The organism is Pseudonocardia terrae, assembly GCF_021343995.1.
GTDB classification, from domain to species: domain Bacteria; phylum Actinomycetota; class Actinomycetes; order Mycobacteriales; family Pseudonocardiaceae; genus Pseudonocardia; species Pseudonocardia terrae.
In genome coordinates this window covers 47,362-70,515 of record NZ_JAJTTE010000005.1, presented here as the reverse complement: position 1 = coordinate 70,515, position 23,154 = coordinate 47,362, and the positions used below count along the sequence as shown (strand labels likewise).

Here is a 23,154-nt window from a genome sequence, read left to right as displayed (position 1 = left end):
GTCAGGCGGAATGAACCACCTGGTCAGAAGGGTGGAGCTGAGGGGATTCGAACCCCTGACCCCTTGACTGCCAGTCAAGTGCGCTACCAGCTGCGCCACAGCCCCTTGCGATGAGGAAACACTACAACACCCCGTGGGGACCCGTTCGAGGGGGGTCCCCACGGAGTGCCGGGCCTCAGCCCTTGATCGCGTTCTGCAGCCAGTTCGAGTCGTTGACGTCGACCTTCGTGCCGTTGACGGCGATGGTCGGGGTGCCGAACTGGCCGTTGCTCTGCAGTGCCGGGGTGGCGGCCGCGGTGTTGGTGGCGTTCTGGATGAGTCCGGTGTTCGCCTGGGCGGCCACGCACTGGCCGAAGCCGGGACCGGCGCCGAGGGCCGTGCCCTTGGCCGTCAGCTCGTCGTTGCTGAAGCCGGCGCTGCCCTCCGCAGGCTGCTCGGCGTAGAGCTGGGCGTGGTAGGCCGGGAAGATGCCGGCGTCGGCGGCGCAGATGGCCGCGTTGGCGGCGCGCGTCGAGTAGCCCGGCGGGGTGCTGGAGCGGTCGAGGATCGAGATCGCGTGGTAGTTGACCTTGATCTGGCCCGCGTTGAGCGCGGTGGTGATCTGGTCCTTGTAGGTCGTCTCGAAGCGCTCGCAGTACGGGCAGAGGTAGTCCTCGTAGACGTCCACCGTGACCGGCGCCGCCGCCTGCCCGGCGGTGATGACCGCGCCGGAGCGGGCGACCGGGTAGGTCGCCGCCGGCGCGGCCGTCTCGGCGGCCTTGTTCTTCATCGTCACGACGACCCCGACGACGATCGCCGCGATCACGACGACGGCCACGATCGTCAGCACCAGGCTCGTGCCGCTCAGCCCGCCGAGACCCCGCCGCTTCGGGGTGATCCCCGCCGCCCGCAGCCGGGCCTCGGCCGCGGCCTGTCGCCGCTTCCGGTCGCTGCGATCCGCTCCACCCACGTCAGTTCCTCTCCCCACCCGAACCCGACGTGACGAGGGGGCCGGCCAGCCTGTTCTCCACGGCGAGCAGCGTCCGCGGCCGCACGATCAGCCAGGCCGCCAGCAGCAGGAACCCGGTGTCGCGGAGGATCTCCTGGACGTACTGCGTCTGCCCGGGCGCCACCGCACCGCCGCCGCCGAAGCAGCCGCAGTCGATGTTCAGCCCGCGCGCCCAGGCCTGGCTCACACCGGCGATGAACACCAGCAGCAGCGCGGCCGACAGGCAGGCGACCACCCGGGTGCCGATGCCGAGCAGGAGCAGGACGCCGAGCGCCAGCTCGAACCAGGGCAGCACCCCGGCGACGACCGCGACGGCCTCCCGGGGCAGCACGTCGTAGGCCCGCACGGCGACGTACGTCTGCGCCGGGTCCACGACCTTGAGCAGCCCCGACGTGAGCCAGACGGCCGCGAGCCCGAGCCGCGCGAACGTGCCGACCACGTCGAGAACACGGCCCCTCGTCACGCGGGCACGGTAGCCGGGTCACCTGAGACCCGGGTGAGCGACTCTCAGAAGTGCTCGCGCGCGGACTCCTGCTCGAGCACCGCGTCGAGGTCCTTCAGCCGGTTCATGCCTGCGACGGCCCGGGCCGTGCGGTTGTTGTCGGCCAGCAGGCCCTGGTGCCGGTGCACCCACTGCCAGTAGCCGGCGGTGAAGGGGCAGGCGTCGTCGCCCAGGCGCTTCTTCGGGTCGAACGCGCAGCCGCGGCAGTGGTCGCTCATCCGGTCGATGTAGGCGCCGCCCGCGGAGTACGGCTTGGTCGCCATCTTCCCGCCGTCGGCGTGCTGGCTCATGCCGATGACGTTGGCGGGCATGACCCACTCGAAGCCGTCGACGAACGCGGTGCGGAACCATTCGTTGAGCTCGGCAGGCCGGTAGCCGCGCTGCAGGGCGTGGTTGCCGAGCACCATCAGCCGCGGGATGTGGTGCACCCAGCCGCGGTCCCGCACGCCCTCCAGCGCGCTGCGCAGGCAGGCCGCGGTGACGGCGTCGGCGTCGAGCTCGGCCCACCAGCCCGGGAGCGTGGTCCGCGCCCGCAGCGCGTTGCGCCGGGTGTAGCCCTTGCCGAAGTGCCAGTAGAGGTGCCAGACGTATTCGCGCCAGCCGAGGATCTGCCGCACGAACCCCTCGACGCTCGGCAGGTCGACGTCGCCGTCGCGGTACGCCTGCTCCGCGGCGTGCACGGCCTCGAGCGGGTGCAGCACGCCGTGGTTCATCGGCACCGACAACAGGGAGTGCGACATCGCCCAGTCCTGCTCGAGGATCGCGTCCTCGTAGGGCCCGAACGTGCCGAGCCGGTGCCGCACGAAGTGCCGGAGCGCCCGGACGGCCTCGTCGTGGGTGATGGCGAACCAGCGCGGCCCGTCCCGCCCGACGGTCGGGTACCCGGCCTCGTCGAGCTCGCGGCGGACCTCGTCGTCGATCCGGTCCTCCTCCGGCTGCCACGGACCCGTCACCCCGAGCGTGCGCGCGCCCTTGGGCGGCGGTTCACGGTTCTCGGGGTCGTAGTTCCAGCGGCCGCCGACCGGCTGGTCGCCCTCCATCAGCACGTCGAACCGCTCGCGCTGAGCGCGGTAGAAGTCCTCCATCCGGAACCGGCCGCGGTCGCCCGCCCACTCCTCGAACTCCGCGCGCGGGAGGGCGAAGGTCGGGGTGGGCAGGACGTCGGCGACGAGCCCGTCCTTGCGCAGCCGCTCGACGAGCTCGGCCGCGGCGAACGACGTCGGCTCGTGCACGACCACCGGCCGGCCCACCTGCTCGAGGGCCTCGCGGTAGGTGTCCGCGCGCACGTACCGGGCGCGGTCGCCCAGGTCCGCGGCCAGGTGCCGCATCCCGGACAGCACGAGGTGCAGCTTCTGCCGGTGGAACCGCTTGCGGCGCAGCGCCCGGCCGGACTCGACGAGCACGACCTCGCGGTCGCGCATCTCGTCCGTGCCGTGCACGTGGGGGCCGAGCTGGTCGGCGAAGAGCCAGAGCGGTTCCCGTCCCATCCGATCAGTGTCGGTTCGCCGCGTGGCCGCCGCGAGTCGGCGGACAGGCTCCCCGGCGTGAGCGATCCGGCTTACGAGGCCGAGCTGGCCGAGCACCAGCAGGACCACACGCACCGCGACGTCTCCGGCGGCTGGCTGCGGGCGGCGACCTTCGGCGCGATGGACGGGCTCGTCACCAACATCGCGCTGATCGCGGGCGTCGGCGGTGGCGGTGCGGACCGGCAGGTGATCGTGCTGACCGGCATCGCCGGCCTCGTCGCGGGCGCCTTCTCGATGGCGCTCGGCGAGTTCGCCTCGGTGGGCACCCAGAACGAGGCGATCGACGCCGAGGCGGAGGTCGAGCGCCGCGAGCTCGCCCGGCACCCGCGCGCCGAGCAGGCCGAGCTCGTCGACGAGTACCGCAAGCTCGGGCTGTCCGACGAGACCGCCCGCCGCGTCGCCGAGGAGATCAGCGCGAACCCCGACATCGCGCTGCGCGTGCACGTCAGCCAGGAGCTGGGCGTCAGCCTCGACGACAAGCCCTCGCCCTGGGTGGCGGCCGGGTCGTCGTTCCTCTGCTTCGCGATCGGCGGGATCATCCCGCTGCTGTCGTTCCTCGTGGGCTCGCCGTCGCTGCTGCTCGGGCTGGGCATCGGGGCGGTCGGGCTCTTCGTCGCCGGCGCCCTGTCCGCCCGCTTCACGGTCCGCACATGGTGGGGCGGCGGGCTGCGGCAGCTGATGTTCGGCGCGATCGCCGCGGGAGCGGCCTACCTCGTGGGAATGCTCATCGGTGTGACGGCGGGCTGACCTGGTCCCGCGCCGTGCGTGGCGAGTGGCGCACCAGCACCGCCTACCACGCACGCGTCAGGGCTTCAGCTCGTAGACCAGGTTGAAGGGGGTCGCGGTCGCTACCTGCGCCGCGCCGAATCCCGCCTCGCGCGCGAGCGCGCAGGTCCGCGCGGGTCCGGCCTGGTTCCCCAGCCCGGTCTGCGGCGGACTCGACAGGCCGCTCGGCAGGCAGACGTACAGCGACGCCGCGGCGAACACCTTCCCGACCGGGTTGAGCCCCTCGGCGACCGTGTCCCACGCCATCGGCTCGACGAGCATCACCGTGCCCTGGTCGGTCACCGCCGACCGTGCGGCCCGCAGGGCACCGACCGGGTCGGGCATGTCGTGGAGGCAGTCGAAGAAGCAGAGGAAGTCGTAGCTGCCGGAGAGCCCGTCGGCCGGCCCGACCTCGAAGGTCACGTTGCCGACCCCGGCCGCGGCGGCACGCTCCCGGGCCGCCTCGATCGACGGCGCGTGGTAGTCGACCCCGGACCAGGTGCTCGCCGGGTAGGCACGCGCCATGATGATCGTCGAGGCGCCGAACCCGCACCCAACGTCGACCGCCCGCGCCCCGGCCCGCAGCCGCTCCTCCACGCCGTCGAGGGCCGGTATCCACTCGCTCGTCAGGTTGGCGACGTACCCGGGCCGGAAGAACCGCTCGGTGCCCTCGAACAGGTCCGGGTGGTGCTCGTGCCAGCCGATCCCGGCACCGGTCCGGAAGGCGTCGGTGAGCCGGTCGAGCACGCGCAGCGCCGCCGACATGCTCTGGAACCCGCCCGCCACGGACGCCGGGCCGTCCGGATCCGCGAAGGCCGCTGCTTGCTCCGGGGTCAGCCTGTATCGCGCGGAGATCGGGTCGTCCCCGGACACGTGCTCGACGTACCCGGCCGCGGCCATCGCCCGCAGCCACTCTCGGACGTAGCGCTCGGCCAGTCCTCCGGGTGCGGCCAGCTCGGCCGCCGTCGCCGGCCCGACGTCGCGCAGGCCGGTGAAGAGGCCCAGCCGGTCCCCGATCAGGGCCAGCGGGACGACGAGCGCGCCGCCGAGGTCGGTGACCACCCTCCCGAGGAGATCCTCGAGGGCCGGCTCGTCGAGGGCCGGTGCGGTGTCGTTCCGTGTGGTCGGAGTGCTCATCGTGCCGCTCCCTCGCGCGTCTCGGACGTGCCCGGATCGAGGCATCGCAGCGCTCGCCGGTGGATCCGTCGATACGTAGAAGTGCGTACGAACCGGTCCGGTCCCGAGCAGACCCCGGGCCCGCTCACTCGGCCCCGACGGCCCGCTCCCCCGCCACCGTCTCCGCGGTCGCGTCGCAGTGGTCGTGCGGGCGGGGCAACGTCTCCGGTGCGCGCACCCAGAAGCCGAGCGCGATGACCGAGACCACACCGGTGAGGGCGAAGGCGGGGCCGAAGCCGGCGGTCTGGGCCACCGCGCCGGCCGCCAGCGGCCCGACGATGGCGCCGACGTCGGCGGCCATCTGGAAGCCCGCCAGCACGGTGCCGCCGCGGGCCCGGCTGCCGATCACGTCGGCGACCGCGGCGGTCATGGGCGGATTGACCAGGCCGCTGCCCACGCCCGCGACCAGTGACAACGCCAGGAACAGCGCGGACGACGGCGCGAACCCCAGCAGGCCCGTCGCGACCGCGGACACCACCAGGCCACCCAGCACCGGGGGCTTGCGGCCGCGCCGGTCGGCGAGCCGGCCGGACAGCAGCAGCGTCGCGGCGTTGCCGGCGGCGAAGACGGCGAGCGCGAACCCGGCCCACGTCTCGCTGTGGCGCAGCGCCTCGACCACGAACAGCGGCACCAGGGCGACCCGGACCCCGAACACGGTCCAGCCGTTGGCGAAGCTCGCGACCAGCGCGGCGCGGTAGGAGGGGTGCCGGATGGCCGCCGGGAAGGTGGCGGCCGGTTCGGCGGGCCCGCTCCCGACCGGCCCGCCCGTGCGGCCGCGCAGCAGCGGGACCGAGACGGCCATCGCGCACACCAGCGCCGCCGCGTACACGAGGAACGGCGCCCGCAGGCTGACCGCGATCAGGCCACCACCCGCCAGCGGCCCGGCGATGTTGCCCAGCAGGAAGCCGGTGGCCCACATGCTCGACGCCCGCCCGCGCGCCTCGGGCGGGGCCAGCCGCACCAGCAGGGAGATCGCGGACACGGTGAACATCGTGGAGCCGATGCCCCCGACACCGCGGAACACCAGGAGCTGCCAGTAGCTCTGCGCGGTCGCGGTCGCGCCCACCGAGGCGGCGGCGATCAGCAGGCCGACGGTGTAGATGCGCAGCTCGCCGAACCGGCCGACCAGCCGCCCGCTCACCGGCGCGAAGGCGAGCCGGAAGGCCGCGAACAGGCTGATCACCGCGGAGGCGGCCGTCAGCCCGACGTCGAACGTCCGGGCGAACGCGGGCAGCGCCGGGGCCACGATCCCGAACCCGATGGCGACCACGAAGGCCGCCACGACCAGTACCCAGATCTCGCGCGGCATGCGCACCCGCGTGCGCGCCGGCGCGGCGTCCCCCGTCGTGGCCACGTCGCCCCTTCCGTCCCGATCGTTGGCAACGCTACGCGATCGGGTGAAGGGTCGGTTTCGTCACCAGATGACGGGAAGGGCGTGTACACGGTAGACGACCATCTCGTCGCGGAACGTGATCTCCTCGAGCGGCACCGCCACGGCGAGCGCCGGGGAGCGGCGCAGCAGCGCGGGGTACGCGAGCCGCATCTCGAGCCGGGCAGCGTGATCATCGGTAGCCTCTCCCGGCGGTGGACACGGACGAGGTGCTGGCTCGCCTGCACGAGCTGGCGGGACCGACGGGCGCGGAGCTCTTCGCGGCGATCGCGGACGGGCTCGACGGCCGCCCGCTGACCGACGACGCCGCCCTGCGGCTCGGCACCGCGTTGCGTCGGACCTACCCGGCGCCGCTCGTCGCCGAGGCCCTCACTCAGGCACAGCTGCGCGAACGGGCGGCGGGGAAGTTCGACCGGGCCGGCTCGATGTTCCTCACCCGCCCGGGCTGGGAGCAGGCATCGCCGGAGATCGTGGCGCGGCACCGGGCGGGCCGCTTCGCCGGCGTGCGCCGCCTCGCCGACCTCTGCTGCGGGATCGGCGGCGACCTGCTCGCGCTCGCCCCCGGCCGGGACGTCCTGGCCGTCGACCGCGATCCGGTGCACCTGTGGATGGCCCGGCACAACGCCAGGGTCTACGACGGCGACGCCCGGACCCTCCTCGCCGACGTCCGGGAGGTCGACCTGACCGGCGTCGACGCGGTGTTCGTGGACCCCGCCCGGCGCTCGGCGCGCGGCCGGATGCGGACCGGCGACAGCGAGCCGCCGCTCGACTGGTGCGTCGGCCTGCCCGTGCCCGCGATCGGGATCAAGGCAGCCCCGGGGCTCGACCACGCCGTCGTCCCCGAGGGGTGGGAGCTGGAGTTCGTGGCGGTGGACCGGGACCTCAAGGAGGCCGTGGCCTGGTCCCCCGCCCTCGCGACGGCACGGGCCCGGGCGACCGTCCTGCCCGACGGGGACACGCTCGTCGCCGCCGAGGGCGCGCCCGTCGCGGTGCGCGACCCCGGCCGGTACCTGCTCGACCCGAGCCCGGCGGTGACCCGTGCGGGTGCCGTGGAGGAGCTCGCCCGCCGCACCGGGACGTGGAAGATCGACGACCGGATCGCCTTCCTGTCCGCGGACGAGCCGGTGGCGACGCCGTTCGCCCGCACGCTCGAGGTGATCGACTCTGCGCCCTGGGACCAGAAGCGGCTCCCCCGCCGGCTGCGCGAGCTGGACATCGGCGCCGTGGACATCCGGCGGCGCGGCCTGGCCGGCGACGTCGACGCCTTGCACAAGCGGCTCAAGCTGCGCGGGTCCCGCCGCGCGACGCTGGTGATGACGCGGGTCCGCGACCGGCCGTGGGGCCTGGTCTGTGTCTGAGCCCGGTCCGGAGGAGATCGGCACCGAGAACGGTCAGGGCCCCGACCCGTGTGGGTCGGGGCCCTGAACTCCAGGGGTGGAGGTGCCGGGAATCGAACCCGGGTCCTCCTTCGCATTGCGAGGGCTTCTCCGTGCGCAGTCCGCTGTGTCTCTACTCGGATCCACCGATCTCACGGACGAGCCGGTGTGACGATCCCAGTCGCTGTTGGTTGTCCCGCCCGACCCCGGCGACCGGGCCGGACGGTGAGTCCCCTAGCTGATGCCGGACACCGGGGCGGGAACGCCCCCGGGCCGACAGCCCTTTACTGGATCAGGCAGCGAGCGCGAGCTCGGTCTGCGAGACCTGGGCAGTGCGACTCTCGTCGGCACTTATTTGGTTACGACGCATGGTTAACGAGCTCATCGTCGTCTTCCTCGGCACGCTTCCCCTCGGTCCGCCTCAGGAGTCGAAACCGTTCACCCCCTCGTCGCGGCCCGCACCTGGGACCGCCACTCCATCCTAACGCCCGCGGCCCGCGCGCTCATTCCGATTCGGTGTCGGCCCCGCCGTCGTACCGGTCCCGCGCCGCGAGCACCTCCTCGACGTGCGCCTCCGCCCAGTCCTTGACGTGCAGCACCGCCCGATGGAGTCCCGCGCCGAGCGGGCTCAGGCGGTAGTCCACCCGGACGGGGACGGCGGCGGTCACCTCACGCTCCACGAGCCCGTCGCGCTCGAGGCCGCGCAGGGTCTGGGTGAGCATCTTCGGGCTGACGCCGGCGACCCGCCGACCGAGCTCGGAGTACCGCTGCGGGCCGTCGGCCAGGGCCGCGAGGAGCAGTGCCACCCACTTGTCGCTGATCCGGTCGAGCACCAGCCGCGAGGGGCAGGCGGCGAGGAACGCGTCGTACGCCACGCGGTCGGCCTCCCGGCGCTGCGCCGCGGTCGTGGTCGCCATGGCTCTCCTCCGGCTCTCCTACGCACTTCCAGGTAACTACTACCTGCTGGATAGTAACGCTCCTAGCGTGAGTCGCGGAAGCACGACCGAGAGGAGAGCGACATGCGTGCAGTGGTGTTCCGGGAGTTCGGCGGGCCCGAGGTGCTGGAGGTCGCCGACGTGCCCGAGCCCGCGCCGGGGCCGGGCGAGGTGCGGATCGCGGTGGAGGCCGCGGCGGTCAACCCGATCGACCTGGCCACCCGGGCCGGTTTCACGGTGCAGGCCGGGCTCGCCCCGGCGCCGCAGGGGGACTTCCGGCGGGGTCTGGGCTGGGACGTCGCGGGGCGGATCGACGCCGTCGGCGACGGCGTCGACGGACTGCGGCCCGGCGACGCGGTGATCACGATGCTCCCGGCCTTCGCGGTGCCGGTCGGAGCCCAGGCCGAGCGGGTCGTGGTGCCGGCCGCGGACGTGGCGCCGGCGCCGGAGGGCGTGGAGACTGCCGCGGCGGCCACCCTGGCGCTCAACGCGCTCACCGCCGCGGCGGCGCTCGACGACCTGGCCGCGCCCGCGGGCGCGACCCTGCTGGTGATCGGTGGTGCCGGCGGCGTCGGCGCCTTCGCGGTGCAGCTGGGCGTGCGCGCCGGGCTGCGCGTGATCGCGACGGCGTCGGAGCGCGACGAGGCCGCGGTCCGCGGGTACGGGGCCGAGGTCGTCTGCCGCGACGCGCTGCCCACCGGCGTCGACGCCGTCCTCGACACGGCCGCGACCGGCGCGGCCGCGCTCGCCCCGGTGCGCGACGGCGGCACCCTCGTCACCGTCGCCGGGCCGGTGCCGGCCGAGCGCGGCATCCGCAGCGTGCAGACGATCGTCCGCCCCGACGGCGGTCGCCTGACGGAGCTGTCGGCGCTGGCCGCCAAGGGCGAGCTGACCCTGCCCGTGGCGACGACCTACCCGCTCGACGACGTGGCCGCGGCCCACGAGCGGCTCGCGGCCGGCGGGGTGGGCGGGCGGCTGGTCCTGCTCCCCTGAGTGAGCCGTCGGGATCAGAGGCGGAGCAGGCGAGCCCCGGCGTCGTGCAGGACGTCCCGGAGGAAGGGCTCGCCGAGCCGGTCGTCGGCGGCGGCCCAGTCCGCGATGGCGCGCAGCTGCTCGGCGTACGGGTACGGGATGTTCGGGAAGTCGCTGCCCAGGACGACCCGGCCGGGGATCCCGGCGAGCCGGGCGGGCCAGTCCGGCGGCAGCGGCGCGAACGCCTCCGCATAGGGCGTGCCGACCATCGTGGTGTCGAGGTGGACGTTCTCGTGGCGGTGGACCAGGTCCAGCGCGGCGAGGAAGTCCGGCATGCCGGCGTGGGCGAGGACCGCCGTCAACCGCGGGTGGCGGCCCAGGACCTCGCCGAACACGTCGAGCCCGGTGTGCTCACCGGGGATGGGCCCGTGTCCGCAGTGCACGATCACCGGGACGCCGGCCTCGGCCAGCAGGCCCCAGGCGCCGTCGAGCAGGGGATCACGGGGATCGAACGCGCCGACCTGGACGTGCACCTTCACCGCCCGCGCCCCACCCTCGACGGCGGCGCCGAGGTACTCCTCGACCCCGGGCTCGGCGTAGAGGGTGGCCGTGCGGACGGCGGCCGGGGTGGCGGCCGCGAACTCCGCCGCCCACTCCGTCAACCACGCACCCATGCCGGGCTTGTGCGGGTAGACCAGCGGCGCGAACCGCAGCACGCCGAGCTTCTCCAACGTCGCGATCCGGTCGGCCTCGGGCGTGCGGTACTGGATCGGCCAGTCCATGCCGTAGTGGGTGCGGGCGTCGTCGAAGTAGGCCCACACCTTGCGCAGGACCCGCTCGGGCAGGAAGTGGACGTGCACGTCGACGAGCCCGGGCAGGCCGAGGTCGGCGATCCAGCGGGGGACGTCGTCGTCCGACGACGGGGGCGGGGGCAGGGCGGCGGATGTCACGAGAGCGTCCTCGCCCGGCCCTTCGCGGCGCGCCCGATGGCCCGGGCCATGTCTCGCTCGGCGTCCTTCTTCGCCAGGTCCTGCCGCTTGTCGTAGGTCTTCTTGCCGCGGGCCAGCGCGAGCTCGCACTTGACCTTGCCGTCGCTGAAGTACAGCGACATCGGGACGAGCGTGAGCCCGCCCTCGCGGATCTTGCCGATCAGCCGCTCGATCTCGTACTTGTGCAGCAGCAGCTTGCGGGTGCGCCGCGGCTCGTGGTTGGTCCAGCTGCCGTGCGTGTACTCGGGGATGTGCAGGCCGCGCAGCCACACCTCGCCCTCGTCGACCGTGGCGTACGAGTCGACCAGGGAGGCCCGGCCCAGCCGCAGGCTCTTCACCTCGGTGCCCATGAGCGCCACACCGGCCTCGAACTCCTCGAGCACCGCGTAGTCGTGACGCGCGCGCCGGTTCTGCGCGATCACCTTGCGGCCTTTCTCCTTCACCCCTCCAGCCTACGCGGAGGTGGTCATCTCACACCTTCACATAGAGACGGAGCGTGACGTAGCCGGTGATGCCCGCGATCACCGCGCCGATCGGGACCAGGTACACCGAGACCGTCAGGACGTCGGCGAGCGTGACGGGCGGGATCACGCCGTTCTGCGCGATCCCGGCCAGCAGGGAGTCGATGAAGGCGATCTTCCCGACGAGCAGGCCGGCGCCCGCGAGCACCGCGCCCACCACGCCGGTGATCACCGCCTCGACGAGGAACGGCAGCTGCGTGTACCAGCGCGTCGCGCCGACCAGCCGCATCACGCCGACCTCGGTACGGCGGGTGTAGGCCGAGACCTGGACGGTGTTGGAGATCAGCAACAGCGCCGCGACGGCCTGGACCAGCGCCAGCGCGAACGTCACGTTCCGCACGCCGCCGAGGAAGTCGAAGAGCTTGGCGACGACGTCGCGCTGGTCGATCACCGTGCGCACGCCGACCTGGTTCGCCATGGCCTGCTTCACCGCGGCCGCGCCCGCCTCGGTCGACCCGTCCTGGTCGACGAGCTTCACCCGCAGCGTGGCCGGCAGCGACTGCGGCCGGGCGAGCTCGGCGACCGACTGCCCGGCGAACAGCTCCTGGAAGCGCTGGTACGCCTCCTGCTGGTTCTCGTACGTCACGCCCGCCACCAGCGGCGAGTTCTCCAGCGTGGACCGCAGGCCCGCACAGATCGGCTGGGTGCACTCGGCGTCCGCGGTGGACACGTCCTGGGTGAGCGCGACCCGGATCTCCAGGCGGTCAGAGTAGATCGACTCGGTCGCGTCGATCGTCTTCACCGCGAGCAACCCGGTGCCGACCATGAGCAGCGAGATCGCGGTGGTCAGCACCATCGCCGCGGTCATCGTGACGTTGCGGCGCAGGCCGGTGGCGACCTCCCGGGCGACGAAGTCCGTTCTCATGCCGCCTCCGCGGAGAGGAGTACGTCGACGGTGCGCACTACCGGCCCACCCCGTACACGGCGTGGGCCTCGTCCCGGACCACCTGGCCCATGTCCAGCTCGACCACCCGCCGCCGCATGGAGTCGACGATGGAGTGGTCGTGCGTCGCCATGACGACGGTCGTGCCGGTCCGGTTGATCCGCTCGAGCAGCAGCATGATGTCCTGGCTGGTGTCCGGGTCGAGGTTGCCGGTGGGCTCGTCGGCCAGCAGGACCAGCGGGCGGTTCACGAACGCGCGGGCGATCGCGACGCGCTGCTGCTCACCGCCGGACAGCTCGTGCGGCATCCGGTCGACCTTGCCCTCCAGCCCGACGAGCTCCAGCACCTCGGGCACGACCTTGCGGACCGTCGACGGCGACTTGCCGATCACCTCGAGCGCGAACGCGACGTTCTCGCCGACGGTCTTGTTGGTGAGCAGCCGGAAGTCCTGGAACACCACGCCGATGCGCTGCCGCAGCCGGGGGACCTTCCGCCGCGGGAGCTTCGCGACGTCGAGATCGGTCACCCAGATCTTGCCGCGGGTCGGGACGTCCTCGCGCAGCAGCAGCCGCAGGAAGGTCGACTTCCCCGAGCCGGACGGCCCGATGAGGAAGACGAACTCGCCCTTGTCCACCTCGACCGAGACGCGGTCCAGCGCGGGCCGCGTCGACGTCTTGTACATCTTGGTGACGCGCTCCAGCCGGATCACGGCCGGGACGTTACCGGTGGATCATGGCCGGACCCTGCTGCGACAGGCCCCCTCGGCGCAGAGGTGGTACCGCTCGCCTGACTTGTGCGGGGAAGTGCTGCTCCGGCGCCACTTCCCCGCCCACCGGACTGTCAGGCGTTGGCCTCCTGCGCCTGGTTGCGCCGCCACCGGATGCCGGCCTCGATGAAGCCGTCGATGTCGCCGTCGAGCACCGCGCCGGGGTTGCCGACCTCGAAGTCCGTCCGCAGGTCCTTGACCATCTGGTACGGGTGCAGCACGTAGGAGCGCATCTGGTTGCCCCAGGACGACCCGGAGTCCTTGAGCGAGTCCATCAGGGCCCGCTCCTCCTCGTGCTTGCGCGCGAGCAGCTTGGCCTGCAGCACCACCATCGCCGTGGCCTTGTTCTGGATCTGGCTGCGCTCGTTCTGGCAGGACACCACGATGCCGGTGGGGATGTGGGTCAGCCGCACCGCGGAGTCGGTCGTGTTGACGCCCTGCCCGCCGGGCCCGGAGGACCGGTAGACGTCGACCCGCAGGTCCTTCTCGTCGATCTCGACGTGGTCGGTCGACTCCACGACCGGGGTGACCTCGACGCCGGCGAACGACGTCTGGCGGCGGCCCTGGTTGTCGAACGGCGAGATCCGGACGAGCCGGTGCGTGCCCTGCTCCACCGAGAGCGTGCCGTAGGCGTACGGGGTGTGGACCTGGAAGGTCGCGGACTTGATGCCCGCCTCCTCCGCGTACGAGGTGTCGTAGACGTCCACCCCGTAGCCGTGCCGCTCGGCCCAGCGCAGGTACATGCGCATGAGCATCTCGGCGAAGTCCGCCGCGTCGACCCCGCCCGCCTCGGAGCGGATCGTCACGAGCGCCTCGCGCTCGTCGTACTCGCCGGAGAGCAGGGTGCGGACCTCGAGCGAGGCGATCTCCTCCCGGAGCTTCGCCCGGTCCCGGTCGGCGTCGGCGACGGCCGACTCGTCCCCCTCGTCCTCGGCCAGCTCGTAGAGCACGGGCAGATCGTCGAGCCGGCGGCGCAGGTCCTCGACCCGGCGCAGCTCGGCCTGGGCGTGCGAGAGCCGGCTGGTGACCTTCTGCGCGGCCTCGGCGTCGTTCCACAGGTCCGGCGCGCCGGCCTGCTCCTCGAGGTCCGCGATCTCCGCCTTGAGCGCGGGGACGTCGGTGACCGCCTCGATGCCCTCCAGGGTGGTTGCGAGGTCCTTCAGGTCGGCTGCCACGTCGGGGTTCACAACGCTCCAGGCTACGCGGGCGCGCGAGCGGACCACCGTCGGAGGTGGCCGGAGGGGGGCCGGGGGCGTCAGTCCAACGGGACCGCGTCGAGCAGCTTCACCATCGCCCGGGTGTGCGCGAGGGTGAAGTCCGCGACCGCCTTGCGGTACGGGTCCTCCTCGTTCCGGGCGGCGGCGCGGGCCTCGGCGAGCCTGGTCGTGTAGACCTCGCGCGAGGTGCTGACCAGCTCGGCACGCTGCTTCACGGTGAGCTGGCCCGCGTGCAGCAGCCGGAGCACCAGGGGGCTGCGCAGCGCGTCGCCGCCGCTGCCGTGCTGCAGCCAGGCCTTGAACGCCCGCTTGCCCGCCGCCGTGATCACGTACTGCTGCGACGCCCGCGGCCCCTGCTTGCCCAGCCGCAGCAGGCCCGCCTCCGCCATCACCGGCAGCTCGCGGTAGACCTGGCTGCGGGTCACGGTGAAGAACGAGCCGAAACGCTCGCCCGCCGCGGCGACGAGCTGGCCTCCCGTCATCGGACCGCTGTGGAGCAGTCCGAGCAGAGCCGCTGCGGTGGCGTTGACTGCGGGTGGGGCGGGCATCCCCCCACGGTCCCACGTGCGACGGGGTTCCGCACTCCACAGTGGCCCCCGACCTGCGATTTCGGACGGTCGGGAGCCCGGCGCAACCGAGCGGCGTACCCCGCGGACCGGGGTCCACACCTCGCCCGCGGGGATGGGTCCCGGGGCGGTCGGCCGGCCCGGTTCGGACCCGGAGGGCGGGGGCCGGCGGCGGCCGCCACGGGACGCGCCGCCGGCCCGTCCGACGTCAGAGGGTGAGGGCCGCGATCCTCTCGCGGTGCTGGTCCACCCCGCCGTACGCCCCGGCGAGGCGCTTGGCGCGCTTGTAGAAGAAGTGCGCCTCGTGCTCCCAGGTGTAGCCGATGCCGCCGTGGTACTGGATCATCGCGGCGGTCGCCTGCAGGGCGACCTCGCTCGCCTTGGCCTTGGCGACGGCCACGGCCAGCTCGGCGTCGTCGAGTCCGGCGTCGACGGCGTGGGCGGCGTAGAGCGCAGCGTGCTCGGCCATCGTGACGCCGACGTGGATGTCGGCCAGGGCGTGCTTGAGCGCCTGGAACGAGCCGACCGGCACGCCGAACTGCTCGCGCTCGCGGTCGTAGGCCACCGTGCGGCTCACCGCCTCGCGGGCGATCCCGACGAGATCGGCCGCGACGAGCACGGTGGCCCGGGCCTGCAGGGATGACGCATCGCCCGGCAGCGGCTCCACGTCGGACACGGTCAGCGAGGCCAGCCGTGTGGTCCGGTCGTAGGAGCCGATCGGCGTGGCCTGCGCGCCGGTGGCGAGACCGAGCCCGTCCGCGGTCCGGACGACCACGACGTCGGCGATCACCCCGTACTCGACCGCGGGGACGACGCCCGGGGCGTCGCCGCGCAGCCCGACGGCACCGATCGCCTCGCCCGACGCGAGCCGGGGCAGCCAGGCCGCCTTCTGCTCGTCGGACCCGGCGAGCCGGATCGCCTCGGCGGCGAGCACGGTCCCGCGCCACGGCCCGGGCGCGACGCCGGCGCCGAGCGCCCGCGCGATCACCTGGGCCTCGACCAGGCCGAGGCCCAACCCGTCGTGCTCCTCGGGCACGGTGACGGCGAGCCAGCCCTGCTCGGCGGCCGCCTTCCACAGCGACTCGGGGTTGCCGTCGCCGTCGGCGTCCTCGAAGACGCCCCGCACGGCCTCCATGTCGAACCGCTCGGCGAGATACGTCGTGACCGCCGCGCCGAACTCCTGCTGGTCCTCGGTGAGGGCGAAGAACATGCCGGGCTCCTACCGGGGCAGGCCGAGCACGCGCTCGGCGGTGACGTTGCGCTGGACCTGCGACGAGCCGCCCCAGATCGTGACCGACCGGGACCACATCGCCTGCGCGTTGAGCGGGCGCAGGTCGAGGTCGCCGAGCTGCTCGAGGGTGTCGTCCTCGCCGAGGACGTCGTCGTAGACCTCCCACAGGTCCTGGAAGGTCTCCGACCACTGCAGCTTGGTCATCGACGCCTCGAAGCCGAGGTCGCGGCCCCGCTCCGTCTGGGTGAGCACGTACATCGAGTGCAGGCGCAGGCACTCCAGCTCGGTGAGCACGCGGGCGAGCTTGTTGCGGATCACCGGGTCGGTGTCGCGGCCGAGCTTCTTGGCGACGGCGGCGATCTCGTCGTACTGGCGGCGGAACTCGGTGTACTGCGAGATGCCCGAGGCGCCGCGCTCGAACGACAGCAGCAGCATCGCGGTGCGCCAGCCCTCGCCGATCTCGCCGAGGACGTCCGTGGCGGGGACCCGGGCGTCGTCGAAGAAGACCTCGCCGAACTCGCTGGCGCCGGACATCTGCTTCAGCGGCCGGGCGTCGACGCCGGGCTGGTGCATGTCGATGAGCAGCATTGAGATGCCGCGGTGCTTCTGGCTGCCCGGTTCGGTGCGGACCAGGGTGAAGACCTTGTCGCCGTGCACGGCGTTCGTCGTCCACACCTTCTGTCCGTTGACGACGAAGTCGTCGCCGTCGCGGACGCCGCGGGTGGACAGCGCCGCGAGGTCCGACCCGGCGCCGGGCTCGGAGAAGCCCTGGCACCAGATGACCTCGTTGCGGAGCATCGGGCCGATGATCTCCTTCTTCTGCGCGTCCGTGCCGATCGCCATCACGGTGGGCGCGAGGAAGGTGAGACCGAGCGGGTTGACCGTCCGCGGGGCGTCGGCCAGCACCATCTCGACGTCGTAGATCGCCTTCATGCCCGGCGTGCCGCCGCGGCCGCCGAACTCGGTCGGCCACTGGATGCCCGCGAAGCCGGCGAGCGCCTTGTCCCGCTCCCAGTCACGACGGAGCCGGAAGCTCTCGTCGTCGGGCAGCGACTCCCAGAAGCCGGGGCGACGCCACTCGTCCGGGATGTTCGCCGAGAGCCAGGAGCGCAGCTCGCTGCGGAACTCCTCCTCGGCGGGGGTGAAGGTGAGGTCCATCGTCGAGACCTTCCTGCGTGCGGGTTGCGGGTGCGGCGAGCGGTCGGCGTCGGCCGCCGCGCCGGCGCCCAGCCTGGCATACCGGTGGGTAACCTGCATCGGCCGAGGTATGCGCTCATCCGGTGGTGGGCCTTGCGGTCGACGGCCCGGTATGCGCCCAGTAGCCTGGCGGTATGCGCAGCGAGAGGGTGACCGTCACCCTGCCGGCCGAACTGGTCGCGGAGGCCCGGGAGGCGGTCCGCAACGGGAGTGCGGCGAGCCTGTCGGCGTACGTGGCCGAGGCGGTCCGGGCACGGCAGACCCGCGATCGCTCGCTCGCTACTCTGGCCGACCTGTACGGAGGTCCCCCACCGGCGGACGAGCTCGACGCGGCGCGCAGGTCGCTCCGGCTCGTGCCTCCCGTGGCCGTCGGCTGAAGGGCGCGCGCACATGATCGGCGGAAGAGTGCTGGACGCCAGCGCGCTCCAGGCGTTCGCGACCGGCCGGCCCGTCTACATGCGTGCCCTGGTGTGGGCGGCGGTGGAGGAGAACCTCGTGCTGGCGGTGCCCTCCGCGGCGCTCGGCCGGGCGTGGTCCCAGCTCGAGCCCGAGCACCACGCCGCCCTGCAGGTGCTGCTCGGCCTGCCCAACACCGTGATCCACGACCTGTCCCCGGCGATGGCCCAGGAGTCCGGACTGCTGCTCGCCGCGTCGGGGCAGGACGACATCGCGGTCGGACAGGTCGTCGCCACCGCCCGGCAGCGGGGCTGGCCCGCCGTCACCGGCGACCCCGGCGCCCTCCGCAAGCTGGACTGCGCGGTGCCGATCGAGGAGCTTCCCTAGTGCGGTATGGAACCATAGTGCGATTTCGGGAGCAGTTTCGTGCGCTATGGAACGATAATGCGCTTCCGGGTGGGTTTTCGCGCGTTATGGTTCCATAATGCGGTCGGTCAGACGAGGCGGTTGCGCAGGGCGGTGAGCTGGCCGTCCGTGAGGCCGTTGGCCTGCAACCAGCCCACGGCACCACCGTCGCGCTCGTCGAGTGTGGCCAGGACCTGCTCCATCGCGACCGCCCGCGGGCTGTGCCGGTCGATCTCGTCCGGCCCGGGCATCTCCTCGCCGGACAGCGAGGTCCAGCGCCGGAACATCGCCTCGATCTTCGTGGCGGACAGCGCGTAGTCCTCGACGACGGCCTCGCGCTCGACCCCGACGGCGTCGAGCACCATCGCGACCAGGGTGCCGGTCCGGTCCTTGCCGGCGGCGCAGTGGACGAGCGCGGCCCCGTCCGAGGTGGCGAGCCTGCGGACGGCGCCCACGACGTTGGGCCCGCGGTCGCGCAGGTAGCCGAGGTAGTTGGCGACCATGGGGTGGACGTCGTCGCCCACCTCGGGCAGCTCGCGCCCGGTCTCCGGGATGAAGGTGAACTGCACGGTCTCGACGCCGGCGCGGGCGAGCTCGGTCTCGCCGCGCTCGGCGATCTCGCGGTCGGTCCGCAGGTCGAGGATCAGCCGCAGGCCGAGGCCGTCGACGAGCTGTCGGACGTCGTTCGGGGTCACGTGGTCGAGCGACTCGCTGCGCAGCAGCACCCCGGAGCGGGTGTGCCCGCCGCCGGCGAGCGGCAGGCCGCCGACGTCGCGGATGTTGCTCAGGCCCTCGAAGCGCAGCCAACGGTCGGCAGAGGTGGTCGGCACGGCGGCGTCGGTCACGACCCCGACGGTAACGGCGATCCCTCCGGCTTGCGGGTGACCGACGTCTCACCCGAGGAGCTTCTGCGTGCCTGCCAGCGCGATCGTGAGCGGGTCCGGGAGCGTGGCGAGCCCGTCCTCGGGAGCGAGCGCCGTGAAGTTCATGACGACCTCGCCGTCGCGCACCGCGATCATCACGACGTCGAAACCCCGGCCGCCCACGCGCCAGCCGGTCGCCTCGTCGTGGCCCAGGTCGGCGCGCAGGTCCTCGGCGGGCGCGATCACGGCCGGCCGCCCGTCGACGTCGCCCTGCGAGCAGGACATGCCCGTGGCCGACGCGCGATACGCCTCGGCGGCGCTCGCCTCGTCGCCGTAGACGCTCACGGTCTCCTGGACCAGCCCGCCCCCGCTCTGGGCGGCGGCGCCGACCCGCACGGCGTACGGGAACTGCGCGACCACGCCCGGTCCGCCACACAGCGCGGGCGTCGCGGGGTCCGGTCGCGGCTCCTCCCCCGCCGTGAAGCCCGGCCCGATCTCCGCCGGCGTCAGCAGGAAGGGACGCAGGCCGTCGGCGGCGGCGTCCATTCCGGTGTCGGCGACCGGGGCCCGCGAAGCGCCGCCCGACGAGACGGGGCGCGGTGGGGCGACCGGCGCCCGGACCGGGAGGACGTCCCGTCTCGCGGGGGTCGCAGCCGGCACGCGGCCCTGTTCGGCGACAGGCGCGCCGATCTGTCCGGCGGCCGTCGCCGCCGGCGCACCGGCCTGCCCCGCGGAGTTCGCCGACGTCGCGGTCGGTGCGGCGACCCGGGTGTCGGCGGAGGCCGCGTTGCACCCCGCGGCGACGAGGACGGCGCCGAGGGCGGCGGCGGAGAGGGCGGCCGGCAGGAGTCGCATGCCGGGAAGTCTTCGCCGGTGGAGGCGCCGGGTCGGGGAGGCCAGCACCACCTCCGTGCGGAGGAGGCATGTGCATTACGGCCGTGAAGGCGCAGGATCGGGGGGTGATCCCCGACGAGACTCCCGTCGGCCGCGCGATCGACCTGCTCGCGGACCGGGACCCCGACGCCATCGCCCTCCTCCACCCCGCGGGCACCACCACCCGCGCCGAGCTGGCCGCCGCCTCCAGCCGGGCCGCGCGGGAGCTGGCCGCGCTCGGGGTGCGCGAGGGCTCGCTCGTCACGATCGGGCTGCCGAACGGCGCGCCCTTCTACGCCGCCGCCCTCGGCGCGTGGAAGCTCGGCGCGATTCCGCAACCGGTCTCGGCGAAGCTGCCGCCCGCCGAGCTCGCGGCGCTGATCGAGATCGCGGACCCGCCCGTCGTCGTCGGGCTGCCGACGCCGGACGGGCGGCCGTCGCTGCCCGCGGACTGGGTGCCCGACCCCGCGCTCGACCCGGGGCCGCTGCCGCCTGCGGTGCCGCCGAGCTGGAAGGCACCGACCTCGGGCGGGAGCACCGGGCGACCGAAGATCATCCTGGCCGGCGGCGAGGGCCTGTACGGAGTGGTCACGCAGGCGGCCGAGCGGCTGCGCCTCGAGGGCGAGGGCGAGGTCTTCGCCGTGACCGCGCCGCTCTACCACAACGCGCCGTTCATGTTCTCGCTGATCAGCCTGCTGCGCGGGGGCACCGTGCTGGTGCTCGACCACTTCGACGGCGCCACCGTGCTCGAGGCCGTCGACCGGCACCGCGTCACCTGGCTGTACGCCGTCCCGACGCTGATGGGCCGGCTGCTGCGCCTGCCGGAGGAGGTGCGGGCGGCCGCCGACGTCTCCTCGGTGCGGACCCTGCTGCACGTCGGGGCGCCGTGCCCGGAGCATGTCAAGCGCGGCTGTGTCGAGTGGTTCGGGCCCGAGACCGTGCTCGAGCTGTACGCCGGGACCGAGTCCCAGGCCAGCTGCATGATCGACGGCGTCGACTGGCTCGCCCACCCGGGTTCGGTCGGGCAGGTGGTGTCCGGCGAGATGCGGATCGGCGACGAGGAGGGCCGGCCGCTGCCCGTCGGCGAGGTCGGCGAGGTGTGGATGAAGGTGCCGGAGTCGCCGTACCGCTACCTCGGCGCCACCGCGCGGGGCCGCGACGGCTGGGAGTCGCTCGGCGACATGGGGCACATGGACGCCGAGGGCTACCTCTACCTGGCCGACCGGCGCAGCGACATGATCCTTGTCGGTGGGTCCAACGTGTATCCGGCCGAGGTGGAGGCGGCGCTCGACGCCCATCCGGCCGTGCTCTCGTCGTGCGTGATCGGGCTGCCCGACGAGGACCTGGGCTCGCGGGTGCACGCGATCGTCCAGCTCGACGGCGCGTCGGCCGAGGTGTCCGACGAGGATCTGCGCGCGCACGTCGCCGGGCGGCTGGCCCGGCAGAAGGTGCCTGCGACAATCGAGCGCGTCGACCATCCGCTGCGCGAGGACACCGGCAAGATGCGCCGCTCCGCCCTCCGCGCGGAGCGGATGGGGAGCTGAGGGCTCCGCCGGTCGCATCGGCGCCCCGACCTCCCCCGTGATCAAGGGCCGAACGGTGCTCCGCGCCGCCCGGCAGCCCCTTCTGCCCTCGATCACGCCACTGGAGTCGCCTCGTCACTGTGATCGCGGGTCGCGACTCGCGGCGCAACTCCCGACTCGCGGAAGCCCACAACGCGACTCGCGGAAGCCCACAACCCGACTCGCGGAGGCCCACAACCCGACTCGCGGAAGCCCACAGCCCGACTCGCGGAAGCCCACAACGCGGCTCGCAGGAGACCAGGGCGCGGCTCGCGGGAGACCAGGGCGCGGCTCGCGGGGCGTCAGGCGGCGGGGCCGCGGCGGAGGGCGGCGGGGAGCATCCGGGCGCCGTCGCCCGCGGCGGCGGCGCGGTCCTCGGGGTTCATCAGCCGGCAGCGGGCGAGGGAGAGGCAGCCGCAGCCGATGCAGGAGTCGAGCCCGTCGCGCAGGGCGACCAGGGCGTCGATCTGCTCGTCGAGCCGGCCGCGCCAGGTCCTGGACAGCCGCGTCCAGTCGGTCTTGGTCGGCGTGTGGTCGGCGGGGAGCTCGTCGAGAGCGGCGCGGACGTCGTCGAGCCCGATGCCGATGGATCGGGCGGCCCGGATGAACGCGAGCCGGCGGAGCACCCCGCGCTCGTACCGCCGTTGACCGCCCGACGTACGGGTCGCGCTCACGAGCCCCTCGCGCTCGTAGAACCGCAGGGCCGAGTGCGGGAAGCCGCTGCGCGCGACGACCTCCCCGATGGTCAGCAGGTCCTTGGCGTGCACGGCGCCCCCCATAGCTGAAGCTCGATTCACATCCACCCTACGCGTCGGTAGCCTGCGGTCGCACCCGGTGACCGTTCGTCGCAGGAGACGCGGAACACCTTGCCGATGGACGGCGCGACGAACGGCCGCGGAGCAGCGGCGACAGGCAGCCCCCGGGGTTGTGTCCGGGGGTTCACCATCCGTAGTGTCGCCGGAAGTCATCACGGTCCGATCACGAGCGGACGGTGGAGCCGGAGTCCCCGACCGGCTCCCCGGGACCCCCGACCCGGGTCCGCCCGAGCCGGACCGTGACCTGAAGAGAAGGCGAAAGGCTCAACACCTTGGCTGGCCACCGCTCCCCAGGCGGCCGGCGTGTCACCGGAGACCCGGCTCCCCACCGGGTCCCCGTGAAGCACGCCGCCCGGCGCGCGACCACCCCCGGTCGCGGCACCCCCCGGCGTACCGTCGCGTCCACGACGGCTGCCGTCGGCGCCGCGTTCGGCGTCCTCTCGACGGGCACCTTCGCGGCCGTCACCTCCACCGGCGCACCGGCGATCGCCGACGCGGCGGAGACGTCCACGGCGGCCACGCAGCTGACCGCGAACTCCCAGGCCCTGACGGTCGACCCGGCGGACGTGCCGCTCACCGGCGCGCACCTGAGTCCGGTGGCCTACGCCGTGGCAGGCGTGACCAACGGCGGCGGCGACACCACCCAGGCGGCCGCGGCCGAGGCCACGGACACCGAGCTGGCCTCGCTGGACAAGGCCGGCCGGATCGCCGACAAGATCGCGGAGCAGCAGGCCGAGGAGGCCGCGGCCGCGGCGGCCAAGGCCAAGCTCGACGCGTTGATCTCGCAGGGCGGGGTCGACGGCTGGATCGCCCAGGCCCTGGCGATCTGCGACCTCCCGCAGGACCTCGCACCGGGCGTCAAGAAGATCATCATGGCGGAGTCCGGCGGCAACCCGCGGGCGGTCAACCTGTGGGACTCCAACGCCCGCTCCGGCAACCCCTCGCAGGGCCTGATGCAGGTCATCCCGTCGACCTTCCGGGCCTACGTCCACCCGAGCCTGGCCGGCCGCTCCATCACCGACCCGGTCGCGAACATCACCGCCGGGGTCCGGTACATGATCGCGAACTACGGCGTCGACACGCTCGAGGCCGGGGGCCGCAGCAACAGCTCGGGCGACTACGTGGGCTACTGAGCTCCGTCCCGACAGCGAGCCGACCGGGCCCCGCCGAGCGGGTTCCGGTCATGCACATACAGTACGAACGACCCGGATCGTCACCGGAGGTGACGAACCGGCCACGC

25 protein-coding genes, 1 tRNA gene and 1 other RNA gene are annotated in these 23,154 nt (G+C 73.4%); 7 read left to right on the top strand and 20 right to left on the bottom strand.

Going from position 1 to position 23,154, the window contains the following annotated elements; all coding sequences use genetic code 11:
- Nucleotides 1-32: 32 nt before the first annotated feature.
- From LWC33_RS04880 to LWC33_RS04865, 4 genes are all read right to left on the bottom strand, one after another.
- Nucleotides 33-105, bottom strand: a tRNA-Ala gene (locus LWC33_RS04880).
- A 70-nt stretch (nucleotides 106-175) separates the two neighbouring features.
- On the bottom strand, nucleotides 176-949 hold the full coding sequence (locus LWC33_RS04875) for a DsbA family protein (RefSeq protein ID WP_233302996.1): 774 nt from the start codon (nucleotides 947-949) through the stop codon (nucleotides 176-178).
- 1 nt (nucleotide 950) lies between these two features.
- The gene (locus LWC33_RS04870) at nucleotides 951-1,451 is read right to left on the bottom strand and encodes a MauE/DoxX family redox-associated membrane protein (RefSeq protein ID WP_233302995.1); all 501 of its coding nucleotides are present in this window, start codon (nucleotides 1,449-1,451) and stop codon (nucleotides 951-953) included.
- Nucleotides 1,452-1,495: 44 nt separating this feature from the next.
- Nucleotides 1,496-2,977, bottom strand: a complete 1,482-nt coding sequence (locus LWC33_RS04865) for a cryptochrome/photolyase family protein (RefSeq protein WP_233302994.1) — start codon at nucleotides 2,975-2,977, stop codon at nucleotides 1,496-1,498.
- A gap of 57 nt (nucleotides 2,978-3,034) precedes the next feature.
- Between LWC33_RS04865 and LWC33_RS04860 the strand changes: the two genes are divergently transcribed.
- A complete protein-coding gene (locus LWC33_RS04860) occupies nucleotides 3,035-3,763 on the top strand; it encodes a VIT1/CCC1 transporter family protein (RefSeq protein ID WP_233302993.1) in 729 nt (242 codons plus the stop codon).
- 57 nt (nucleotides 3,764-3,820) lie between these two features.
- Here LWC33_RS04860 and LWC33_RS04855 read toward each other — a convergent pair whose 3' ends face one another.
- The 3 genes from LWC33_RS04855 to LWC33_RS34820 all read right to left on the bottom strand — a co-directional run bounded on the left by LWC33_RS04855 (nucleotide 3,821) and on the right by LWC33_RS34820 (nucleotide 6,500).
- Nucleotides 3,821-4,918 (bottom strand): class I SAM-dependent methyltransferase, encoded by a 1,098-nt coding sequence (locus LWC33_RS04855; protein ID WP_233302992.1) that lies wholly within the window; start codon nucleotides 4,916-4,918, stop codon nucleotides 3,821-3,823.
- A gap of 124 nt (nucleotides 4,919-5,042) precedes the next feature.
- Nucleotides 5,043-6,311 carry an MFS transporter gene (locus tag LWC33_RS04850; protein ID WP_308190908.1) on the bottom strand — a complete coding sequence of 423 codons (1,269 nt, stop codon included), beginning with the start codon at nucleotides 6,309-6,311 and terminating at the stop codon, nucleotides 5,043-5,045.
- A gap of 60 nt (nucleotides 6,312-6,371) precedes the next feature.
- Nucleotides 6,372-6,500 carry a hypothetical protein gene (locus tag LWC33_RS34820; protein WP_255690906.1) on the bottom strand — a complete coding sequence of 43 codons (129 nt, stop codon included), beginning with the start codon at nucleotides 6,498-6,500 and terminating at the stop codon, nucleotides 6,372-6,374.
- Between the two features lie 41 nt (nucleotides 6,501-6,541).
- Between LWC33_RS34820 and LWC33_RS04845 the strand changes: the two genes are divergently transcribed.
- Nucleotides 6,542-7,705, top strand: coding sequence for a class I SAM-dependent methyltransferase (locus LWC33_RS04845; protein WP_233302991.1), 1,164 nt, complete (start codon nucleotides 6,542-6,544; stop codon nucleotides 7,703-7,705).
- 74 nt (nucleotides 7,706-7,779) lie between these two features.
- Here the strand turns inward: LWC33_RS04845 and ssrA are convergent.
- Nucleotides 7,780-8,169: a transfer-messenger RNA gene (gene ssrA, locus LWC33_RS04840) on the bottom strand.
- A gap of 57 nt (nucleotides 8,170-8,226) precedes the next feature.
- Nucleotides 8,227-8,640 carry a winged helix-turn-helix transcriptional regulator gene (locus LWC33_RS04835; protein ID WP_233302990.1) on the bottom strand — a complete coding sequence of 138 codons (414 nt, stop codon included), beginning with the start codon at nucleotides 8,638-8,640 and terminating at the stop codon, nucleotides 8,227-8,229.
- 102 nt (nucleotides 8,641-8,742) lie between these two features.
- Here LWC33_RS04835 and LWC33_RS04830 point away from each other — a divergent pair, with 102 nt between their 5' ends.
- Complete coding sequence (locus tag LWC33_RS04830; protein WP_233302989.1) at nucleotides 8,743-9,651, top strand: NADP-dependent oxidoreductase; 909 nt, start codon at nucleotides 8,743-8,745, stop codon at nucleotides 9,649-9,651.
- Between the two features lie 14 nt (nucleotides 9,652-9,665).
- On the opposite strand, the gene LWC33_RS04825 is transcribed toward LWC33_RS04830, so the two are convergent.
- The 8 genes from LWC33_RS04825 to LWC33_RS04790 all read right to left on the bottom strand — a co-directional run bounded on the left by LWC33_RS04825 (nucleotide 9,666) and on the right by LWC33_RS04790 (nucleotide 17,060).
- Nucleotides 9,666-10,580 (bottom strand): amidohydrolase family protein, encoded by a 915-nt coding sequence (locus LWC33_RS04825; RefSeq protein ID WP_233302988.1) that lies wholly within the window; start codon nucleotides 10,578-10,580, stop codon nucleotides 9,666-9,668.
- Nucleotides 10,577-11,062 (bottom strand): SsrA-binding protein SmpB, encoded by a 486-nt coding sequence (gene smpB / locus LWC33_RS04820; protein ID WP_233302987.1) that lies wholly within the window; start codon nucleotides 11,060-11,062, stop codon nucleotides 10,577-10,579. The genes LWC33_RS04825 and smpB overlap by 4 nt, the downstream gene beginning before the upstream one ends.
- 28 nt (nucleotides 11,063-11,090) lie before the next feature.
- Nucleotides 11,091-12,005: a permease-like cell division protein FtsX gene (gene ftsX, locus LWC33_RS04815; protein WP_233302986.1), complete on the bottom strand. Its 915-nt coding sequence runs from the start codon at nucleotides 12,003-12,005 to the stop codon at nucleotides 11,091-11,093.
- 37 nt (nucleotides 12,006-12,042) lie between these two features.
- Nucleotides 12,043-12,732, bottom strand: coding sequence for a cell division ATP-binding protein FtsE (gene ftsE, locus LWC33_RS04810; protein WP_233302985.1), 690 nt, complete (start codon nucleotides 12,730-12,732; stop codon nucleotides 12,043-12,045).
- A gap of 131 nt (nucleotides 12,733-12,863) precedes the next feature.
- Nucleotides 12,864-13,976, bottom strand: a complete 1,113-nt coding sequence (gene prfB, locus LWC33_RS04805) for a peptide chain release factor 2 (RefSeq protein ID WP_233302984.1) — start codon at nucleotides 13,974-13,976, stop codon at nucleotides 12,864-12,866.
- Nucleotides 13,977-14,044: 68 nt separating this feature from the next.
- On the bottom strand, nucleotides 14,045-14,554 hold the full coding sequence (locus LWC33_RS04800; RefSeq protein ID WP_233302983.1) for a PadR family transcriptional regulator: 510 nt from the start codon (nucleotides 14,552-14,554) through the stop codon (nucleotides 14,045-14,047).
- 226 nt (nucleotides 14,555-14,780) lie between these two features.
- On the bottom strand, nucleotides 14,781-15,782 hold the full coding sequence (locus tag LWC33_RS04795) for an acyl-CoA dehydrogenase family protein (protein ID WP_233302982.1): 1,002 nt from the start codon (nucleotides 15,780-15,782) through the stop codon (nucleotides 14,781-14,783).
- A gap of 9 nt (nucleotides 15,783-15,791) precedes the next feature.
- On the bottom strand, nucleotides 15,792-17,060 hold the full coding sequence (locus tag LWC33_RS04790) for an acyl-CoA dehydrogenase family protein (RefSeq protein ID WP_233302981.1): 1,269 nt from the start codon (nucleotides 17,058-17,060) through the stop codon (nucleotides 15,792-15,794).
- Nucleotides 17,061-17,134: 74 nt separating this feature from the next.
- On the opposite strand from LWC33_RS04790, the gene LWC33_RS04785 reads away from it, so the two are divergent.
- Complete coding sequence (locus LWC33_RS04785) at nucleotides 17,135-17,377, top strand: ribbon-helix-helix domain-containing protein (RefSeq protein ID WP_233302980.1); 243 nt, start codon at nucleotides 17,135-17,137, stop codon at nucleotides 17,375-17,377.
- Between the two features lie 28 nt (nucleotides 17,378-17,405).
- Nucleotides 17,406-17,783 carry a hypothetical protein gene (locus LWC33_RS04780; protein WP_233302979.1) on the top strand — a complete coding sequence of 126 codons (378 nt, stop codon included), beginning with the start codon at nucleotides 17,406-17,408 and terminating at the stop codon, nucleotides 17,781-17,783.
- A 107-nt stretch (nucleotides 17,784-17,890) separates the two neighbouring features.
- On the opposite strand, the gene LWC33_RS04775 is transcribed toward LWC33_RS04780, so the two are convergent.
- Nucleotides 17,891-18,646 (bottom strand): tyrosine-protein phosphatase, encoded by a 756-nt coding sequence (locus tag LWC33_RS04775; protein ID WP_233302978.1) that lies wholly within the window; start codon nucleotides 18,644-18,646, stop codon nucleotides 17,891-17,893.
- Between the two features lie 48 nt (nucleotides 18,647-18,694).
- Nucleotides 18,695-19,519, bottom strand: coding sequence for a hypothetical protein (locus tag LWC33_RS04770; protein WP_233302977.1), 825 nt, complete (start codon nucleotides 19,517-19,519; stop codon nucleotides 18,695-18,697).
- A 104-nt stretch (nucleotides 19,520-19,623) separates the two neighbouring features.
- Here LWC33_RS04770 and LWC33_RS04765 point away from each other — a divergent pair, with 104 nt between their 5' ends.
- Complete coding sequence (locus LWC33_RS04765) at nucleotides 19,624-21,081, top strand: AMP-binding protein (RefSeq protein ID WP_233302976.1); 1,458 nt, start codon at nucleotides 19,624-19,626, stop codon at nucleotides 21,079-21,081.
- A gap of 320 nt (nucleotides 21,082-21,401) precedes the next feature.
- Here LWC33_RS04765 and soxR read toward each other — a convergent pair whose 3' ends face one another.
- Complete coding sequence (soxR, locus tag LWC33_RS04760; RefSeq protein WP_233302975.1) at nucleotides 21,402-21,878, bottom strand: redox-sensitive transcriptional activator SoxR; 477 nt, start codon at nucleotides 21,876-21,878, stop codon at nucleotides 21,402-21,404.
- A 374-nt stretch (nucleotides 21,879-22,252) separates the two neighbouring features.
- Here soxR and LWC33_RS35790 point away from each other — a divergent pair, with 374 nt between their 5' ends.
- Complete coding sequence (locus tag LWC33_RS35790; RefSeq protein ID WP_233302974.1) at nucleotides 22,253-23,047, top strand: transglycosylase SLT domain-containing protein; 795 nt, start codon at nucleotides 22,253-22,255, stop codon at nucleotides 23,045-23,047.
- The last annotated feature ends 107 nt before the right edge of the window (nucleotides 23,048-23,154 follow it).

Excerpts from the sequence above, each read along its gene's own strand:
- LWC33_RS04865 (WP_233302994.1), bottom strand. The coding sequence starts at position 2,977 with ATGGGACGGGAACCGCTCTGGCTCTTCGCCGACCAGCTCGGCCCCCAC.
- LWC33_RS04855 (WP_233302992.1), bottom strand. The coding sequence starts at position 4,918 with ATGAGCACTCCGACCACACGGAACGACACCGCACCGGCCCTCGACGAG.
- LWC33_RS34820 (WP_255690906.1), bottom strand. The coding sequence starts at position 6,500 with ATGCGGCTCGCGTACCCCGCGCTGCTGCGCCGCTCCCCGGCGCTCGCC.
- LWC33_RS04835 (WP_233302990.1), bottom strand. The coding sequence starts at position 8,640 with ATGGCGACCACGACCGCGGCGCAGCGCCGGGAGGCCGACCGCGTGGCG.
- LWC33_RS04830 (WP_233302989.1), top strand. The coding sequence starts at position 8,743 with ATGCGTGCAGTGGTGTTCCGGGAGTTCGGCGGGCCCGAGGTGCTGGAG.
- ftsX (WP_233302986.1), bottom strand. The coding sequence starts at position 12,005 with ATGAGAACGGACTTCGTCGCCCGGGAGGTCGCCACCGGCCTGCGCCGC.
- LWC33_RS04800 (WP_233302983.1), bottom strand. The coding sequence starts at position 14,554 with ATGCCCGCCCCACCCGCAGTCAACGCCACCGCAGCGGCTCTGCTCGGA.
- LWC33_RS04795 (WP_233302982.1), bottom strand. The coding sequence starts at position 15,782 with ATGTTCTTCGCCCTCACCGAGGACCAGCAGGAGTTCGGCGCGGCGGTC.
- LWC33_RS04790 (WP_233302981.1), bottom strand. The coding sequence starts at position 17,060 with ATGCAGGTTACCCACCGGTATGCCAGGCTGGGCGCCGGCGCGGCGGCC.
- LWC33_RS04785 (WP_233302980.1), top strand. The coding sequence starts at position 17,135 with ATGCGCAGCGAGAGGGTGACCGTCACCCTGCCGGCCGAACTGGTCGCG.
- LWC33_RS04770 (WP_233302977.1), bottom strand. The coding sequence starts at position 19,519 with ATGCGACTCCTGCCGGCCGCCCTCTCCGCCGCCGCCCTCGGCGCCGTC.
- soxR (WP_233302975.1), bottom strand. The coding sequence starts at position 21,878 with ATGGGGGGCGCCGTGCACGCCAAGGACCTGCTGACCATCGGGGAGGTC.